General features: G+C 62.7%; 12 protein-coding genes. 5 read left to right on the top strand and 7 right to left on the bottom strand.

Features of this window, described 5'->3' with window-relative positions; translation table 11 throughout:
- Nucleotide 1 precedes the first annotated feature (1 nt).
- A complete protein-coding gene (locus tag ACZ9GA_RS02600; RefSeq protein ID WP_457357309.1) occupies nucleotides 2–1,378 on the bottom strand; it encodes a multicopper oxidase family protein in 1,377 nt (458 codons plus the stop codon).
- 183 nt (nucleotides 1,379–1,561) lie between these two features.
- Between ACZ9GA_RS02600 and ACZ9GA_RS02595 the strand changes: the two genes are divergently transcribed.
- The gene (locus ACZ9GA_RS02595) at nucleotides 1,562–4,432 is read left to right on the top strand and encodes a membrane-targeted effector domain-containing toxin (protein WP_457357311.1); all 2,871 of its coding nucleotides are present in this window, start codon (nucleotides 1,562–1,564) and stop codon (nucleotides 4,430–4,432) included.
- A 527-nt stretch (nucleotides 4,433–4,959) separates the two neighbouring features.
- On the opposite strand, the gene guaA is transcribed toward ACZ9GA_RS02595, so the two are convergent.
- The 4 genes from guaA to ACZ9GA_RS02575 form a co-directional block, all read right to left on the bottom strand.
- Nucleotides 4,960–6,537: a glutamine-hydrolyzing GMP synthase gene (gene guaA, locus ACZ9GA_RS02590; RefSeq protein ID WP_457357313.1), complete on the bottom strand. Its 1,578-nt coding sequence runs from the start codon at nucleotides 6,535–6,537 to the stop codon at nucleotides 4,960–4,962.
- A gap of 105 nt (nucleotides 6,538–6,642) precedes the next feature.
- The gene (gene guaB / locus ACZ9GA_RS02585) at nucleotides 6,643–8,112 is read right to left on the bottom strand and encodes an IMP dehydrogenase (protein ID WP_457357315.1); all 1,470 of its coding nucleotides are present in this window, start codon (nucleotides 8,110–8,112) and stop codon (nucleotides 6,643–6,645) included.
- A 95-nt stretch (nucleotides 8,113–8,207) separates the two neighbouring features.
- Nucleotides 8,208–8,756: a sugar ABC transporter ATPase gene (locus tag ACZ9GA_RS02580; RefSeq protein ID WP_457357317.1), complete on the bottom strand. Its 549-nt coding sequence runs from the start codon at nucleotides 8,754–8,756 to the stop codon at nucleotides 8,208–8,210.
- A gap of 57 nt (nucleotides 8,757–8,813) precedes the next feature.
- Nucleotides 8,814–9,572 carry a TSUP family transporter gene (locus ACZ9GA_RS02575; RefSeq protein ID WP_457357319.1) on the bottom strand — a complete coding sequence of 253 codons (759 nt, stop codon included), beginning with the start codon at nucleotides 9,570–9,572 and terminating at the stop codon, nucleotides 8,814–8,816.
- 98 nt (nucleotides 9,573–9,670) lie between these two features.
- On the opposite strand from ACZ9GA_RS02575, the gene ACZ9GA_RS02570 reads away from it, so the two are divergent.
- The 3 genes from ACZ9GA_RS02570 to ACZ9GA_RS02560 all read left to right on the top strand — a co-directional run bounded on the left by ACZ9GA_RS02570 (nucleotide 9,671) and on the right by ACZ9GA_RS02560 (nucleotide 12,896).
- Nucleotides 9,671–10,552: a LysR substrate-binding domain-containing protein gene (locus tag ACZ9GA_RS02570; RefSeq protein ID WP_457357321.1), complete on the top strand. Its 882-nt coding sequence runs from the start codon at nucleotides 9,671–9,673 to the stop codon at nucleotides 10,550–10,552.
- A 136-nt stretch (nucleotides 10,553–10,688) separates the two neighbouring features.
- Nucleotides 10,689–12,068: an exodeoxyribonuclease VII large subunit gene (gene xseA / locus ACZ9GA_RS02565; protein WP_457357323.1), complete on the top strand. Its 1,380-nt coding sequence runs from the start codon at nucleotides 10,689–10,691 to the stop codon at nucleotides 12,066–12,068.
- A gap of 3 nt (nucleotides 12,069–12,071) precedes the next feature.
- Nucleotides 12,072–12,896: a peptidoglycan DD-metalloendopeptidase family protein gene (locus ACZ9GA_RS02560; RefSeq protein WP_457357325.1), complete on the top strand. Its 825-nt coding sequence runs from the start codon at nucleotides 12,072–12,074 to the stop codon at nucleotides 12,894–12,896.
- 212 nt (nucleotides 12,897–13,108) lie between these two features.
- On the opposite strand, the gene ACZ9GA_RS02555 is transcribed toward ACZ9GA_RS02560, so the two are convergent.
- The gene (locus tag ACZ9GA_RS02555) at nucleotides 13,109–13,444 is read right to left on the bottom strand and encodes a hypothetical protein (RefSeq protein ID WP_457357327.1); all 336 of its coding nucleotides are present in this window, start codon (nucleotides 13,442–13,444) and stop codon (nucleotides 13,109–13,111) included.
- Nucleotides 13,445–13,787: 343 nt separating this feature from the next.
- On the opposite strand from ACZ9GA_RS02555, the gene leuA reads away from it, so the two are divergent.
- Nucleotides 13,788–15,458: a 2-isopropylmalate synthase gene (gene leuA / locus ACZ9GA_RS02550; protein ID WP_457357328.1), complete on the top strand. Its 1,671-nt coding sequence runs from the start codon at nucleotides 13,788–13,790 to the stop codon at nucleotides 15,456–15,458.
- A 177-nt stretch (nucleotides 15,459–15,635) separates the two neighbouring features.
- Here leuA and ACZ9GA_RS02545 read toward each other — a convergent pair whose 3' ends face one another.
- Nucleotides 15,636–16,469, bottom strand: a complete 834-nt coding sequence (locus ACZ9GA_RS02545) for an AraC family transcriptional regulator (RefSeq protein WP_457357330.1) — start codon at nucleotides 16,467–16,469, stop codon at nucleotides 15,636–15,638.
- Nucleotides 16,470–16,550 lie beyond the last annotated feature (81 nt).

Below are 16,550 nucleotides of genomic sequence, written 5' to 3'. Positions count from 1 at the left end.
GTCAGGCCACCTCGATGGCGGCCATCAGGCCGGTTTCCATGTGGTCGACCACGTGGCAGTGGAACATCCAGGTACCGGGGTTATCGGCCACCAACGCTACCTGTGCCCGCTCGTGCTTGCCCAGCAGGTAGGTGTCGGTGAAATACGGCTCGATGCTGTGGCGACTGGACGCAATCACCTTGAAGGTCATGCCGTGCAGGTGGATCGGGTGCTGGTACTGGGTCATGTTCTTCAATTCGAAAATGTAGCTTTTGCCCCGCGTCAGCCGGGCGATGGGCCGGTCGGCGCAGGTTTTGTCGGTGACGTCCCACGCCTGGCCGTTGATCTGCCAGAGGCTGGGCGGGCGGCCATTATCACCTGTCGCCGACACTGAGCCTACCCACTCGACATTGAAGTTGAGCACTTCGGCGCTGGCCAGGTCCGGCTCGGCCACCGGATTGGGCGGCAGCGGCGCCGGCCAGTCACCTGCAGGGCCCGCATGGGCCACCGCCCGCAAGGTGCCCAGCCGTACCGAACCGTCGCGCACCGCCACTTCCTGCCCCACGGCCGGCATCTTCACCGCCAGGCAGACGCGCATGCCCGGCCCCAGCCAGTAATCCTTGCCCAGTGCACGGGGTCGAATCGGGTTGCCGTCCAGCGCGTACAGGCGCGCCTCGGCGACGCCGCGCAGGTTGATGCGGTAAGTGGCGGTGTTGTCCAGGTTCAGCAACCGCACCCGTACGATCTGTCCGGCCGGCAGGTCCAGGGTGGGCTGGGTCATGCCGTTGAGCGTGGCCAAGCGGCCAAGGGTGCCATTGCGCGCAGCCTCCCGCGCCACCATGAACGGCAGGAAGGCGCCCTGCTCGTCCACGTGCCAGGTTTTAAGGCTCAGGGTGGCCTCATGGGCAAACCCTGTGGGCTCGCGCTCTTCGACGATCAGCGGCCCCACCAGCCCGCGCCCCAACTGCTCGGTACTGGCCACATGCGGGTGATACCAATAATTGCCCGCATCCGGCACCTTGAAGCGGTAGTCGAAGTATTCACCGGGCAACACCGGCAGCTGGGACACGTAGGGCACGCCGTCCATTTCAAGCGGCAGGCGGATGCCGTGCCAGTGAATGGTGGTGGGCACCGGCAAATGGTTGATGAAGCGCACCCGCAGCCATTCACCCTGACGCACCCGCAACTCGGTGCCCGGTACCGAATCACCGAAGGCCCAGGCCTCGGACAGCCGGCCGCTGACCAGCTCCATGGCCAAGGGCGCTGCCACCAGTACATAGTCATGGCCGGCACCCGGCTGGGCGCGTCCCATCCAATAACGCGCCAGCCCGCCCGCGCCTACGCCCACCGCTGCAAGACCAGCCACACCACCCAGCCATTGCCGACGCGTCAACGCCATGATTACTGCCCCTCGATTGCCCTTGCCCGCCAGCCGGGCACGATACACCCCGAGGCACGCCTGCGGGAGCAATGAAACATTTTGCCAAGAAATCACGAACGCTACGCCGGGATAGCTATGCACCACCCCTCAATCGGGATCCGCCTCACACTGACCGTCCACTTATCGACAAGGACGTCAGAAATGACCACAGAACCCAAAGCAGCCGACCGCCAACACCTGATCGATATCGCCACGCGACTGGCCGAGAACCTGCCGGACATGCGGCAAAAAGCCAGGGATACCGCCAATCTGATCCTCAAGCGCCACACCGGGCACGAAGGTGAGCCTGACCATATCTGGTGGCACCGCTGGGATTCGGCCAACAGCACGCCGCGCTCCTTCACCGGCTGGGAGCATTGGGGCAAGCCCATCGAGTCCATGACCTTTCCGCAACTGGTGATGGCCCGCTTCCAGCCCGGCGACCAGGACAATGCCGACTTGCTGCACCAGATGGGCGGGTTTTACACCCAGGGCCCCAACGAGCGGGTGTACAACGAAAAGAATGAAGTGCGCCTGGACCCCCAGGACGTACTCAATGACTTCTGGGGGCTGAATTTTGCGTCGGAATTTTCCAGCGAAATGATCCACTTCTGGGCCACTCATCGCGACGACTTCCGCATCATGGCCAAGGCCAACTTCATCTCCAAGGCCCTGGAGGACCGCGAAGCCCGGCGCATCTCCGATCGCCAGTTCAAGATAGTGCTGCGGGCCGTGGCCGGTGACGTGCCCTTCCCCATCTCCCTGATGTCGCTGCGCAAGCAAGTGCCCCCCTCCAAGCGCCTGAAGGTCTACCCGTTCGCGATCGGCGGCCTGGTGGCCACCGATATCCTGCGCATCGTCGATGAGGACGGCTGGCAGTACCTGTACATGCCCGGCTCGGTCAACACCTTCCATGCCTTCGAAACCGAGCAGGACCTGTACTGGTGGGTCATGCTGGAAACCAATATGGCCGAGAACCGAGCCCGGTTCATGAGCCATTGGGCCGTAGTCGACAACAGCAACAACGCCCTGCACAACAAGATCGACCAGTTGTTCTACAACTGGGGGCATGACACCTCGAAGCTGATTGACCCCAAACTGCAACCCTTGCAGCAGGACCCGTTCACCTTCCTGGCCGGGTGCGCCGAACGTCGCATGCACGCTGACCTGGCCCTGCTGGGCCACTCCAACGACGAACTGCGCAAACAGATGTGGGTGGGCTACCTGCGTGCGTTCGGCAAGACCTTCGGCGGCATGGCCGCAGTGGACTGGCCGGTGACACTGGCCGTGGTGGGCGCCGGCATCGCCGAACTGGGCCTGCACATCGACGAGGCGATCAATGGCCACACCACCGCCAAGCGCAAGGAGGCGGTGATCGCCTCGATTGTCAGTGCGGTCGATGTGCTGTTCAACGCCACGTTCTTCTGGGCAGGGATGGATGAAGGGGTGGGCAGCGAGTTCCGCCTGGCCGAGACGCGCTTCACCCTGGACGACATCCAGGCGCAACTGCCCACGCCACTGGCCCCTCTGGAGACCAACGAACTGCTGGCGCCACTGGAAACCAACGAAATACTGGACGGTTTCCCCGCCGGCAAGGTGGGCAAAATGCGTGGCGTACGCTTGAACGAGGACGGCCAGCCGCATATCGACATAGACGGCATCGCCTATCAGGTGGGCTGGGTCAACGACCAAAACCACTGGGCCATCGTTGACCCGGCCAACCCGCACTCTTTCTATGGCAGCGTACCGGTGCGCCTCACCGCCGACGAGACCTGGGAACCTGTGGGCCGCCTGGGCCTGAAGGGCGGCGGCAAGTTCTTCGGCAAGAAACCGTGGGGCAACCCGGTGGCCGGCCCCAGCACGGCGCTGACTCCCACGTTCCGTTACGACCTGCCAGCAGCCCTGCGGGAGACCCTGCAGGACGCGGCGATGGGCCATGAGGACAAGCTGCTCAGCGGCGAGCGGGCAGCGATGCTCAAGCCAGGGCAAACCAGCGACAAGTACATGGACTTTCGGGCCATACGTGAGCGCCTGCGCGCCGACGCAGAGGAGTTCATGGCGCAACCCAATGTGGCGGCGCGGCCGGAGGTGCCCGACTTCGCCCCACAAACCTCGCAGCCGGAAATCATCAAAAGCCTCTACGCCAAGACCGATGGCGTGGTGATAGGCGAAGCCCACGCCAGCATTGCCAGCAAGAAGTTCCTTATCGACAACATGGAGCTGCTAGCCAAGCAGAAGGTGCGCACGCTGTTTCTGGAACACTTGCTGACCGATTTCCACCAAGTGCACCTGGATGCGTTCGCGCGCACCGGGAAGATGCCACCAGAGCTGGAAATGTACCTGGACAGCCTGGACAAGGGTTTCCACACCGATCCCCAGGGCCGTTACAACTTCATGGAACTGGTAAAAACTGCAAACCGCCACCACCTCCGGGTACAGGCGCTGGACTGCATGGTCAGCTACCGGCAGGCGGGGCTGAAAGACACCACCGACACCTTGCGGCAGAAGATGATGAACTACTTCGGCCACACCGTAATTGCCTCCGATACCAACATACGTGGCAAGGCCAGATGGGTAGCACTGGTGGGGAATACCCATGCCAACACCTACAAAGGAGTGCCCGGCATGGCTGAACTGGAGGGGGGCATAGGCCTGCGGATCGATGACGTCCGCCTGCCGAGCGAGCACGGCCTGGAAGTCGACCCGGGGGTGCACCTGCTGGGCGAACCGGGACAGCCTGGGGGCTTCGTGAAAAGCGATCTGCATTACGCCATGTCGACACTGCACAAGGCCCGCGACCTGGAAACGGAACTGTCGCACCCGGGCATGTTTACCCTCGACCATGTCAGCGGCCAGAAGGTGCTGGTACACCGCGCCGGTGACGGCGCGCTGGTGTATACGCCCATCAAGAAGGACGGCGAGTTCATCTACATCGAACGGCCAAAGTGGACCACCGTGCACAACCGGCGCTTTGACAACACTCGCGAGCTGATCACGGCCTTGACGCTGATCGGCATGAAAAACGTCGGCTGAGCAACGCACGACGCGATCGACGGGGTACGCCGCACCTCTGTAGCAGCAACTGTCTTGAAACAGCGTCGTCTGCATCGCGACTAAAGTCGGCTCCTACACCGTCCGTGGTAGGAGCCGGCCTTGGCCGCGATCCAGACAGCGCCAGCCTGTAGCAGCAACTGTCTTGAAATCGCGTCGCCTGCATCGCGACTAAAGTCGGCTCCTACGCCGTCCGCGGTAGGAGCCGGCCTTGGCCGCGATGCAGGCGACGCCGTCTTTCAGGGCCACGGCGTTAATGCCATCGCGAGCAAGGGCTCGGCGCCCCCTTTGATCCCACGGTGTACGCCCACACCTGCAAGCTGCCGAAGGCGGCGTCACAAGCTGCGCGGTGGATCAGGCCTGACGGCCTTGCAAACGCACCCTGAAATGATGCGCAGGTTCAATCAGGTACCTGTCTATTCCCGGCATTTCGCGAAGCATAAAAAAACCGCCCGAGGCACAAGGCCCCGGGCGGTTTTTTTCAGCCATCAGCCCTCAGGCCAATCGCATCATTCCCACTCAATCGTCGCAGGCGGCTTGCTCGACACGTCGTACGTCACGCGCGAAATACCTTCGATCTCATTGATGATACGGCCGCTGACGGTTTCCAGCAGCTCGTAAGGCAGGTGCGCCCAACGTGCAGTCATGAAGTCGATGGTTTCAACGGCGCGCAGGGCAACAACCCAGGCGTAACGACGGCCGTCACCGACCACGCCCACCGATTTCACCGGCTGGAACACCACGAAAGCCTGGCTGACCTTGTGGTACCAGTCGGCCTTGCGCAGTTCTTCGATGAAGATGTGGTCGGCGCGACGCAGCAGGTCGGCGTACTCTTTCTTCACTTCACCCAGGATGCGCACGCCCAGGCCCGGGCCCGGGAACGGGTGACGGTAGACCATGTCGTACGGCAGGCCCAGTTCCAGGCCCAGACGACGAACTTCGTCCTTGAACAGCTCGCGCAATGGCTCGACCAGCTTGAGGTTCATCTCCTCCGGCAGGCCACCCACGTTGTGGTGCGACTTGATCACGTGGGCCTTGCCGCTCTTGGCGCCAGCCGACTCGATCACGTCCGGGTAGATGGTGCCCTGGGCCAGGTACTTGATGTTGTCCAGCTTGCAGGATTCGGCATCGAACACGTCGATGAAGGTGCGGCCGATGATCTTGCGCTTCTTCTCAGGGTCGGCTTCGCCGGCCAGGTTGTTCAGGAACTGGTCTTCGGCGTTGGCGCGGATCACCTTGACGCCCATGTTCTCGGCGAACATGGCCATCACTTGCTCACCTTCGTGCAGGCGCAGCAGGCCGTTGTCGACGAACACGCAGGTCAGCTGGTCGCCGATGGCCTTGTGCAGCAGGGCTGCAACCACCGAGGAGTCAACACCACCGGACAGGCCCAGCAGGACGTTGTCGGTACCCACCTGAGCGCGGATGTTGGCGATGGCGTCTTCAGCGATCTTCGACGGCGTCCACAGGGCTTCACATTCGCAGATGTCGAGGATGAAGCGCGACAGGATGCGACCACCCTGCTTGGTGTGGGTCACTTCCGGGTGGAACTGCACGCCGTAGTAGCCACGAGTGTCGTCGACCATGCCGGCGATCGGGCAGCTTGGGGTGCTGGCCAGCACGTGGAAGCCTTCCGGAATCTTGGTGACCTTGTCACCGTGGCTCATCCACACGTCCAGGCCGAACACGCCGTCAGCGTCGACGTGGTCTTCGATGCCGTCGAGGATGCGGCTCTTGCCCACCACGTCGACACGGGCGTAGCCGAACTCACGCAGCTCGGAACCTTCAACCTTGCCACCCAGTTGCTCGGCCATGGTCTGCATGCCGTAGCAGATGCCGAATACCGGCACGCCCAGGTCCCACACCGCTTGCGGTGCACGCGGGCTGTTGGCTTCGTGCACGGATTCCGGGCCACCGGCCAGGATGATGCCGCGCGGGGCGAATTCGCGAATCGCTTCGTCGTCCATGTCGAAGGGGTGCAGCTCGCAGTACACGCCGATTTCGCGCACGCGACGGGCGATCAGCTGGGTGTACTGGGAACCGAAGTCCAGAATCAGGATTCGGTGGGCGTGAATGTCGAGGGCCATGACTAGTTCTCGTCAGTGGTAATCGGAAACAACACGGGGCTGCAATGAACAGCCCCGCCTAAAAATTCAGCAAGCGCCCGGGGCGGTGGCCACGGGCGCTTGAGGTCAACCTACGCGATAGTTCGGCGCTTCCTTGGTGATCTGCACGTCGTGGACGTGAGATTCAGCCATGCCGGCACCGGTGATGCGCACGAATTCAGGCTTGGTGCGCATTTCTTCGATGTTGGCGCTGCCGGTGTAACCCATGGAAGAACGCAGGCCACCCATCAGCTGGTGGATGATGGCGGTCAGGGTGCCTTTGTACGGCACGCGGCCTTCGATGCCTTCCGGTACCAGTTTTTCGGCGCCAGCGGCCGAATCCTGGAAGTAACGGTCGCTCGAGCCCTGGGCCTGGGACATGGCGCCCAGCGAACCCATGCCGCGGTAAGCCTTGTACGAGCGGCCCTGGAACAGCTCGATCTCGCCCGGGGCCTCTTCGGTACCGGCGAACATCGAACCCATCATCACGCACGAGGCGCCCGCGACGATGGCCTTGGACAGGTCACCGGAGAAGCGGATACCGCCATCGGCGATCAGCGGCACGCCCGAACCTTCCAGGGCGGCGGCGACGTTGGCGATGGCGCTGATTTGCGGCACGCCTACACCGGCAACGATACGGGTGGTGCAGATGGAGCCTGGGCCGATACCGACCTTGACTGCATCGGCGCCGGCCTCAACCAGGGCCTTGGCCGCAGCGCCAGTGGCGATGTTGCCACCGATGACCTGCACTTGCGGGTAGTTGTCCTTGACCCAGCGAACGCGATCGATCACGCCCTTGGAGTGACCGTGGGCAGTGTCGACCACCACCACGTCAACGCCGGCGGCTACCAGGGCGGCAACGCGCTCGCCGGTGTCCTTGCCGGTGCCGACGGCCGCGCCGACGCGCAGGCGAGCCTGGTCGTCCTTGCTGGCCAGCGGGTAGGCCTTGGCCTTTTCGATGTCCTTGACGGTCATCATGCCCTTGAGCTGGAACTTGTCGTCCACGATCAGGACTTTTTCCAGGCGGTGCTTGTGCAGCAGCTCGCGCACTTCGTTCTTGTCGGCGCCTTCGCGCACGGTGACCAGACGCTCTTTAGGCGTCATCACTTCGCGAACGGTGGCTTCCAGACGGGTTTCGAAACGCACGTCACGGGAAGTGACGATACCGACCAGGTCGCCATCGTGCAGTACCGGAACGCCGGAGATGTTGTGCAGGCGGGTCAGCTCGAACAGGTCACGTACCGTGGCGTCAGCCTCGATGGTGATCGGGTCCTTGACCACGCCGGCCTCGAACTTCTTGACCTTGCGCACTTCGGCAGCTTGCTGCTCGATGGTCATGTTCTTGTGGATGATGCCGATGCCGCCTTCCTGGGCCATGGCAATGGCCAGACGGGCTTCGGTCACGGTGTCCATGGCGGCGGAGACCAGAGGAATATTCAGCTCGATGCCACGGGTCAAACGGGTCTTCAGGCTGACTTCATTAGGCAGTACTTCGGAATAACCGGGTACGAGAAGAATGTCGTCGAAGGTCAGTGCTTCTTGGCTGATACGCAGCATCGCGGGGGCTCCCGAGCGGGAAAAATGGAAGCGCGCCATTATACTCATACATGCCCCGATGCTCAATGTAAACATCAGGGCAATTGCGTCGCACCCTACAGATCGACCCGCACCACGCGCACCTTGCGTTCCAGACGCTCGCCGAACTCGTAAAGAAATTCGGGCTTGAACCGTGCGTCGGCCCAGCCATTAAAGATGAAGCCCAGGTTGGAAAACGCGCAGGGGTCCAGGAACAGGAAGCCGTTGATGTCGTCTTCATGGCGGCATTCGGGGCACATGAAGTTATCGGTGTGGCCGGGCATCCAGTCTTCCAGGCTGTCGAACAGCGCCTCGCCGATTTCCTGGCGGCATTCGGGGCAGCCGGCTTCTTCCTTGAAGTTTTGGGTGGGGGTGAAGATGCAGCGCTTGGTCACCAGCTCCAGGCCGTTGACCGGCTGGCCGTAGGGCAGCAGCTCGGGATGCTCGACCACATTGCGCGCGCCCGGGCCGATGGCGTAGCCCATGCCATTGCCGGTGCGGCCGCAGGTGGTCAGCTGTTCTTCGATGATGTTTTTCTGCCACAACCAGCGCAGCACCCGCCGGGCCTTGCCTTCGCGCCCGGGAAAACTGGAAATCAACGGGACGATAATGCTTTGCGAACTCATGACGGCTGACCTGCGTGTGGCGTGAATCCGCGCAGCATAAAGCCATGGGGGCGCAGGTCAAGCGCCCAGGTAGCGACCGATCAGCGCGAGGCCGCTGGCCAGCACCAGCCAGTTGACCAGGCGCACGAAGGCTTCACGCGACAGCCCCATGGTCAGGCGGCGGCCCATCCACAGGCCCAGGGCCATGGCGGGCAACAGCGCGGCGGCCAGCACCAGCAGGCCGGCGTCGGTATAGACGCCGGCGATGATGAACAGGGTCAGGCGCACCACGGTGCTGCAACTGATCAGCGCGCTTTGGGTGGCGCGGGCGGGCTCTTTGTCCAGGCGTGCATTCAGATAAATGGCATAGAGGAAGCCGCCGCTGCCGAACAGCGCACCGAAGAGGCCGCCCACCACGCCCATCGGCATGGCCCAAGCCGCCCGCAGGCGTGCTGGCCGAGCCTTCACCAGCAGGCCATAAAGGGCGTAGGCGCTGATGAACAACCCCATCAACAATAGAAGCAGACGTGACTGGAGGTTGAGCAGGAAGACCACGCCTACCGTGCAGCCCACCGCCATGCACGGCAAGAGACGTTTCAATTCACGCCCGGCCACCGCCGTGCGTGACGGCAGCAAGTTGCCGAACGCCGCAACGAAATCCAGCAGCACCAGCAGCGGGATGATCCGTGCCAGCGGCATGAAGCAGATCAGTACCGGCCCCGCCACCAGCGCGGTGCCAAAACCGGCGATGCCGAACACGATGTAAGCCACGGCCACGCCCAGCAGCATGAGCGTCCAGTCCAGCCCGGTGAATGGCAAGGCGCTCAGCAAGTGCATCGGCTATCTCCTGCGTTGATGACACGTCACTTTAGTCACGGACCAGGCATCGCGACTAATATGCAATTTGCCCAGCAGCTATCTCGAAACGGCATACCATGATCTCAACCCGGCAACTGCACTACTTCGTCGAAATCGCCGACAGCGGCAGCTTCAGCGTGGCGTCCGAGCGGCTGTTCATCGCCCAGTCGGCGTTGAGCCGGCAGGTAAAGGAGCTGGAGGGCGAGTTGGGCACCCAGTTGTTCGAGCGTACGGCCCGTCAGCCGCGCCTGACGCCCGCCGGGGAAAACTTCCTACCGCGGGCACGGGCCACGCTGGCGGAACTGAGCAAGGCCAGCACGGCGGCGCGGGAAATTGGCCACGGGCAGCGTGGGCAGATTCGCCTCAGCCACTCCAGCACGGTGCCGTTGACTGGCCGGTTGCTGGCAACCATCAAGGGCTACCTGGCCGAGCAGCCCGGGGTAAGCCTGGAAATTGCCCAGCAATCGTCGGAAGCGCAGTTGCAGGAACTGCATGAGCACCGGCTGGATGTGGGGCTGCTGCGCTTGCCCGTGTTGCGGCAGCGCGAGGGTATTGTGTTGCGGCCATTGTTTACCGAAGCGTTGAAGTTAGCGGTGGCAAGTGATCATTGGCTGGCTTCGCGGCAACAGGTAAGCCTCAAGGAACTGGCGCGGGAGCCGTTCATTTCCATCCCGCATCGGGACCGTGGCGGCTTGAGTTACCTGTCGGCGGAGCTGTGTATGGCAGCGGGATTTTTTCCCCGGGCGGCGCAGGTGGTGTCGCGCAAGACCACGCAATTGCAGTTGATCGAAGCGGGGTTTGGCGTGGCGTTGCTGCCGGTGAGCATGGCGGCGCTGGCGCCTGCCGGGGTGCGGCTGATTGATCTTGAGGAAGACTGCCAAAGCACGGTGGCGCTGGCGTGCCGCGCCGACGATTCATCCCTGATCGCCGAGTTCTGCCGCGCATTCCCACCGCTGTAGCCGCTGCCTCCAGGCTGCGCTGGCCCCAGTGAGCACTGCTGACCTTCAGCGAGGCTTGAGGCCAGCGCAGCCTGACGGCAGCGGCTACGGTCCATGACCGGTGGCTGGCCGGCCATATTCCCCTTATGATGCCCCCATGAACAAAGACCCCTTTGCCGTACTCGGCCTGGACCGCGAGGTCCTCACCGTCAGCCAGCTCAACGGCCGCGCCCGCGTGCTGCTCGAAGACGTGTTCAGCAACATCTGGGTGGAAGGCGAAATCTCCAACCTCGCCCGCCCGGCGTCTGGCCACGTGTATTTCACCCTCAAGGACAGCGGCGCCCAGGTACGCTGCGCCCTGTTCCGGCAGAACGCCCAGCGCGTGCGCCAGGCGCTGAAGGACGGCCTGGCAGTGAAGGTGCGCGGCAAGGTCTCGCTGTTCGAAGGCCGCGGCGACTACCAACTGATCCTCGACACCGTGGAGCCGGCCGGTGACGGCGCCCTGCGCCTGGCCTTCGACGCGTTGAAGGAAAAGCTCAGCAGCGAAGGCCTGTTCAGCAGCGACCGCAAGGTGCCCCTGCCCGCCCACCCGCAGCGCATCGGCATCGTCAGCTCGCCCACCGGCGCGGTGATCCGCGACATCATCAGCGTGTTCCGCCGCCGTGCGCCGCAGGTCGAGCTGACCCTGATCCCCACCGCCGTGCAGGGCCGCGAGGCCATCAACCAGATCGTGCGCGGCATCCGCCTGGCCGACGCCGGCGGTTTCGACGCCATCATCCTCGCCCGTGGCGGCGGCTCGCTGGAGGACCTGTGGTGCTTCAACGAAGAAGCCGTGGCCCGCGCCATCGCCGCCTGCGTGACGCCGATCGTCAGCGCCGTCGGCCATGAAACCGACGTGTCCATCAGTGACTTCGTCGCCGACGTACGCGCCCCCACGCCCTCGGCCGCCGCCGAACTGCTGGCACCCGACAGCAGCGACCTGCAACGCCGCCTGGAAAGCCTGCAACGGCGTCTGCTGATGCGCATCCAGAACCGCCTGGCCCACGACCGCCTGCGCCTGGACGGCCTGACCAAGCGCCTGCGCCACCCCGGCGAGCGCCTGCGCCAGCAGGCCCAGCGCCTGGACGACCTGGACATGCGCATGCGCCGCGCCTTCGAGCAACGCCTGAACCTGCGCAAGCACCGCCTGGCGCAGCTGGAAACGCGCCTGGCCGGGCAACACCCGGGCCGCACCCTGGCCATGCTGCGCCAGCGCATCGAAGGCCTGGCCGAGCGCCTGCCGCGGGCCATGCGTGACGGCCTCAAAGCCCGCCGCGTGCAGTTGAACAACCAGATGCAGACCCTGCACATCGTCAGCCCCCTGGCCACCCTCAGCCGCGGCTACAGCATCCTGCTGGACGAACGTGGCCAAGCCGTGCGCCGCGCCGAGCAGACCCGCACCGGCCAGCGCCTGACCGCCAAACTGGGCGAAGGCGAACTGCAGGTGCGCGTCGAAGACAACCACCTGACTCCGGTCACCCTCTCGCTACTGGACTGAACCATGCGCCGCCTGCTGCCTGCCCTGCTATTGCTGTGCCTGGGCTTCAATGCCCAGGCCGACAGCTACCTGACCCGCCTGCTGAACAAGCCGGTGCCCGGTGGCGTCGCCGTCATCGACCTGGGCAGCGCGGCCCAGGCGCCCAAGGCCTACTTCGACGGCAAGCCCGTGCTGGTGGTACGCGAACAGCAGAACTGGCGTGCCATCGTCGGCCTGCCGCTGACCCAGAAACCCGGCGCGGCACGCATCACCACAGTCGACCAGCGCAGCCTGGGCTTTGTGGTGGGCAGCAAGCACTATCCCGAGCAACACATCACCTTGAAGAACAACCGCCAGGTCAATCCGAACCCGGCCGACCTGAAACGCTTCGAGGTGGAACTGGCCGAGCAGCTCAAGGCCTACCGCAGCTTCAGCCCCGGCACGCCGAGCAACCTGTTGCTGGACAAGCCGGTCAACGGCCCGCTGTCGAGCCGGTTTGGCGTACGCCGCTTCTTCAATGGCGAGGAGCGCAACCCCCATGCCGGACTGGACTTCGCAGTGCCGGCCGGTACGCCGATCAAAACGCCGGCGGCGGGCAAGGTGATTCTGGTGGGCAACTACTTCTTCAACGGCAACACCGTGTTCGTCGACCATGGGCAGGGGTTTATCAGCATGTTCTGCCACATGTCGAAGATTGACGTGAAGGTGGGGCAGGATCTGGCGCGCGGTGCGGTGGTGGGGCGTGTAGGCATGACTGGGCGGGCGACGGGGCCGCATATGCACTGGAACGTCAGCCTGAATGATGCCCGTGTGGACCCCGCCATCTTCATCGGCGCGTTTCAGCCCTGACAGATGCGGCGGGCCACCGGGCCTCTCGCGAGCAAGGTCGAGCGCGACCCCGGTTGCTCCCACGGTGTAAGGCCATTCACGGTGCTCGGCTTGACATTGTGAGCAAAGCTTGCTGCCCTAGTGTGAGGTCTTCCTCGGTGGCTGCCTTGACACTGTGGGAGCAAAGCTTGCTCGCGAGAGGCCGGCAGCCACACCGCAATAGTCCGCCGGTGTCAGTCAGGATTGTTGAAATACGCCAACGCATCCCTCAGCTTCGCCTGCGTTTCTTCACTGAATGATGCCACCTCATCCTCGGTAAGCAGCCCCCTCACGTAGACCGCTTGAAGGTTAATAGAGGCATATCCTCGCGAATGGCGAAAGTTATCGAACACCCGTACCACCTCTTCGTTACCCTCATTGCAGAGGTCTCTAACCGCATGAAAATGCTCCCGCGCCAACGCCGCATCATCCGCCGCCGCCGCCATCATCTTGCGCCGTAGCCGTTCATACAGGCGCTCAACGGCCAATGGACGATATTGACTCCACAGTTTCCACTCAGCTTCAGTCATGACCCTGCTCCGCGCTACTTGACCCAAGCCAATATACGAGATTGCGCACCGCGAATCACCCAAACAATTTTCCCTCAAAAAAATTCGATTAAAGAGCACAAAAAACCACAAAAAAGCCAACAGAGATAACTTATCTCAAAGTTTCACAGATGCTTGCCATCCCCTGCCGCAATGGTTAAGTTGAACCCATGAAAACTCTTCACACCCTCATTCTCCTTCGTCAACACCGCTGCCTAAGCCTGGTCAGTGCACGACTGCCACGCTGAATCGCGTCGCCTCGCCCTTCTCTTTCAGTTTTAGCCGGCAGGCCCTTTTCAAGGCCGCACAACAAGGATTGCCCATCATGACCATGCTCAAAGACCCGTCGTCCAAATACCGCGCCTTCGCCCAGGTCAACCTGCCTGACCGTACCTGGCCGAACCAGACCATCACTACCGCGCCTATCTGGTGCAGCTCCGACCTGCGCGACGGCAACCAGTCGCTGATCGAGCCGATGGACGCGGTGAAGAAGCTGCGTTTCTGGAAGACCCTGGTCAGCGTGGGCGTGAAAGAGATCGAGGCCTCGTTCCCGTCGGCTTCGCAAACCGACTTCGACTTCGTTCGCACCCTGATCGAAGACAATCACATCCCGGAAGACACCACCATTCAGGTGCTGACCCAGGCCCGTGAAGACTTGATCGCACGCACCTTCGAATCGCTGAAAGGCGCCAAGAAGGCCATCGTGCACCTGTACAACGCCACCTCGCCGTCCTTCCGCAAGATCGTCTTCAACCAGGACAAGCAAGGCGTCAAGGACATCGCGGTCAACGCGGCCAAGCTGTTCGTCAAATACGCCGCCCAGCAGCCTGAAACCCAGTGGACCTTCCAGTACTCGCCGGAAACCTTCAGCGCCACCGAGCTGGAATTCGCCAAGGAAGTCTGTGACGCCGTGATCGAGGTGTGGAACCCGACGCCAGAGCACAAGATCATCCTCAACCTGCCGGCCACTGTCGAAGTCAGCACCCCAAACATCTACGCCGACCAGATCGAATGGTTCGGCCGCAACGTATCGCGCCGTGACAGCGTGATCATCAGCCTGCACACCCACAACGACCGTGGCACTGGCGTAGCCGCTACCGAGCTGGGCCTGATGGCCGGCGCCGACCGCGTCGAAGGCTGCCTGTTCGGCAACGGCGAGCGTACCGGCAACGTCGACCTGGTGACCCTGGCGTTGAACCTGTACACCCAGGGCGTGAACCCTGAACTGGACTTCTCCGACATCGACGGCGTGCGCAAAGTCGTCGAAGAGTGCAACCAGATCGCCGTGCACCCGCGTCACCCGTACGTGGGCGACCTGGTCCACACCGCGTTCTCCGGTTCGCACCAGGACGCCATCCGCAAGGGCTTCACCCAGCAAAAAGAAGACACCCTGTGGGAAGTGCCTTACCTGCCGATCGACCCGGCCGACATCGGCCGCAGCTACGAGGCGGTCATCCGCGTCAACAGCCAGTCGGGCAAAGGCGGCATCACCTACCTGCTGGAACAGGAATACGGCATCAGCCTGCCACGCCGCATGCAGATCGAGTTCAGCCAAGTGGTACAGGGTGAAACCGACCGCCTGGGCCTGGAAATGACTGCCCAGCAGATCTACGCCCTGCTGCACAAGGAATACCTGCAAGCCAACGCCCCGTACGCGCTGGTCAGCCACCGCCTGCAGGAAGAGAACGGCAACAGCAAAGTCGATGTGGAAGTGCACAGCGACGGCGAAACCGTACACTGGCGCGGCAAGGGCAACGGCGCCCTGGAAGCCCTGGCCTCTTCCATGCCGGTACCGGTGGAAATCATGGACTACAACGAACACGCCATCGGCGCGGGCACCAACGCCAAGGCGGCGGCCTACATCGAACTGCGCGTAGCCGGCGGCCGTGCGGTGCATGGTGTGGGTGTGGACGAGAACATCACCACGGCCAGCTTCAAGGCGCTGTTCAGCGCGCTGAACCGCTCGTTGAGCCAGCAGGAAGCCAAGGCGGCGTAACTGCCAGCCCTACGAAAAACCGGCCCAAGTGGCCGGTTTTTTTGTGCCTGCGCGCGCCCTTGTGGGACCGGGCGAAGCTCGGGAAGCGGCCACTGTGGTTTTTCATGTAACTGCGCGGTGTGCTTTTCCCGAGCACGCCCGGTCCCACAGGGGGGACGAGTACGGTTTGGAGAGGAGTTATTCCTGGCGCAGGAACTGATTGGGAGGCATCCCCACCAGACGGGTGACCATAAAACTAAACGCACTGGGGTTGCTATAGCCCAGCTCAAAAGCAATTTGAGCAATCGGCATCCCCTTCGCCGCCAACGTCAAGGCATGAGCCAACAGCACCTTCTGGCGCCACTCCTGGAAAGTGCTGCCCATTTCCGTATGAAAAAGCCTGGTAATGGTACTTACGCTGGCCCCGGACTTATTGGCCAAATCGTGCATGGACCTGTCTTGCCTTGGGCATGCAAGAAATGACTCACAGAAAGCGCGTAAGCGCCTCTCTGACGGCAGGACGATTCCCAATTGCACGGATGGCGCACGAAGCACCTCAAGCAGCGTCAGCGTACAAAGCGCTCGGTAGCGCGCTTGGGAGCGGTCGACAGCGTCCTCATCTGCCAGTGCGCGCACCAGACCACGAAGAAGCACGCCGACTTCCATTACCCGCCCCTCCTTGCCCTCCAACGCGGCCAACAGGTCGAGATCGACTTCGCTGGAAAATCTCGACACCAATAGATGCAGCGAATGCAGTTCTGAATCTGCCAACACTGTCACGACATGCTCGACCCCCGCCGGAATCCAGATTGCACGCCAAGGCTGCACCGTGTAGACCGACTGTTGCATGGACACTCGAATGATGCCCCGAGTGGAAAAAACGATTTGTACCCAGGAGTGGCTATGCGCTTGAATTTCGGTCTCGGCAGGATGAAAGCGCACAGTGCATCTCAGAGGTTCCTCTGCCGACGGCTGAAATTTTCTGTCATCAAGTGCAGACACACTTTGACCGCGCGGTCTGATTCTTGACATCTATTCGATACCGAATGATTTTCATTCGATAGTAGCCCTGTAATTACCCCCAGTACACTTCCCCCCGTACCAAAAGCCAAG

Source organism: Pseudomonas sp. TE3644 (genome assembly GCF_056278815.1).
The sequence above is the reverse complement of the archived record's forward strand: the minus strand, read 5'-3'. Positions and strand labels throughout refer to the sequence as shown.